At 41.0% G+C, this 2064-nt stretch carries 2 protein-coding genes; both read right to left on the reverse strand.

Features of this window, described 5'->3' with window-relative positions:
* Nucleotides 1-132: 132 nt before the first annotated feature.
* Nucleotides 133-912 carry an amino acid ABC transporter substrate-binding protein gene (locus AC29Z1_RS17160; protein ID WP_488272664.1) on the reverse strand — a complete coding sequence of 260 codons (780 nt, stop codon included), beginning with the start codon at nt 910-912 and terminating at the stop codon, nt 133-135.
* A gap of 403 nt (nt 913-1315) precedes the next feature.
* On the reverse strand, nt 1316-2064 hold a 749-nt coding region (locus tag AC29Z1_RS17165; RefSeq protein WP_488272665.1), incomplete at its 5' end, for a site-2 protease family protein.

Raw genomic sequence — 2064 nt, forward strand, 5'->3', positions numbered from 1 at the left:
TGAGGCAGTTCCAGTTGTAGAACTGGTTACCCCAACATTTATTATAGAGCCTATTTTTCTTCTTTTTACTAAAAAGAGGCGTGTCACAAGACGTTTTTTCCATAAACGTTTTGCGACACGCCCCCCAACGCTCTATTTCACAATATCGGCACCAAACCACTTTTTCGAAATTTGTGCAGAAGTGCCATCTTTTTTCATTTCATTAAGAACAGCCTGCACTTTGTCGCGCAGTTCCTTATCTTCTTTTCTAAAGCCAACTCCGTAGTAACCTACTTCGCCAAGCGGCTGTTCAATCACTTCATACTGGCCAACTTCTTTAGACATATAGTATCTACCTAGAATTTCATCTGTTACAACTGCATCCAGTCGACCGGATTTAAGGTCCATAAAGGCTGAAATACAGTCCGGATACGTTTTGAAGTCTTTTAAAGAAGCCTTTAATTTAGCATCCTTATTCACAACTTCCTCACCAATACTTGACAACTGCACACCTACTACTTTGCCGGCCAGATCGGCAGCGCTTTTAATCGGCGAACCGGCAAGTACAAAAATAAGCTGTTTGCTTTCCATATATGGATCGCTAAACAATACATTTTTTTTGCGTTCTTCCGTAATATTCATTCCATTCCATAACGCATCAATACGTTTGCCGTTTAATTCCGATTCTTTGGTACTCCAATCGATCGCTTTAAACTCGACCTCCATGTTGAGTCTTCTTGCGGCTTCTCTAGCCATGTCAATATCAAAGCCAACTATATTATTCTTCTCATCCCTGAAGCCCATTGGTGGAAAACTGTCATCCAAACCAATTACAATTTTTTTGGCAGGCGCTTTCGTTTCCGTACTGCCGCACCCGGCAAGCAGCAGCCCCATCATCATTAGAAACACTAGTAAGCCAATTACTTTTTTCATAAACAAATCCTCCGCCTTTGTCTAGCTTTCAAACTTATTATTATATTACTTTAACTTAATAAAAAGTTAAAGTTTTAAATTATTATAGAAACAGAGATTTATTGCATTTTTTTCAAACTATCTCCGTTATGCTTGTTCTCTTACAATACTTTATTTTTAATAAAAAAATTTGCTACAGAGTTGTCGCCCAATCCAAACAAATAGTAGTAGTAAAACTTACGGCGCTGGTGATAAGAAAAAGACTTGGCTTCTACCAAGTCCTTTTAAACAAGTTAATTGCTATGTTTATTTTATAATACTCTACACCATGCATTGCCGTGTTATCGAATGTGTTTTAACAACAAAAGCGAAAATCTGACTACCCAGATTTCTCGCAGCACAATTGCAGTCTACTCTCGTTACGTTAACGAGGTCGCAACGCCTCAGCCGTAAGGTGAGCTTCGTAGGTTAATATCCCACTCAATAACATCAATACAAGATAAGCAGTTCCGATCTTAAGCCGAAACCTTATGTGAGTATGATAATACTCATCATGCCGGTGCTTCCAGAACTCCCATGCGCGATGCACTGCCGCAAACAACACTAGAAATAAGATAGGACTAAAACTGAACCAGATGAGAGCAACAACCAATGGTATTCCCAAAATCCAGATATACGGAGATACCGCACCGGCAATGCGGCCACCATCAAGCGGCGAGGCCGGAATGAGGTTAAACAGGGTAAGAAAGTATCCGGTAAAAGCCAGGGAGAACAGTAGCGGCGACTGAAACACATAGGCAGCTGCATGAAACACCACAGTACCTAAAAAGCCAAATAGCGGACCGCCATAGGCAATGACGCTTTCTGTTGCAGCATCCTTAGGCGGTTCCTTAAGGCCGATCAGTGCTCCTAAGAACGGAATAAAGACAGGTGCCGTTACCGGGATATTCTGCTTTTTTGCAGCAAACATATGGCCATATTCATGAATGGCAATCAACAACACAAAACCAACCGCCCACCAAATCCCATAAAACCATGCATACACACCAAGGGTAGCCAGCATAGATAAGCAAGCGACCCCGAATTTACTGAATTTTAACAGGAAATAGATTCCTTGAAGAAAACTCCAAATACTTTTCCACTTCAATATGGCTAACAAGGCGGTGATAGCAC

Source organism: Sporomusa sp. (assembly GCF_057736855.1).

Bases quoted from the DNA above. Each gene is read 5' to 3' on its own strand.
- AC29Z1_RS17160 (WP_488272664.1), bottom strand. From the start codon at position 912: ATGAAAAAAGTAATTGGCTTACTAGTGTTTCTAATGATGATGGGGCTG.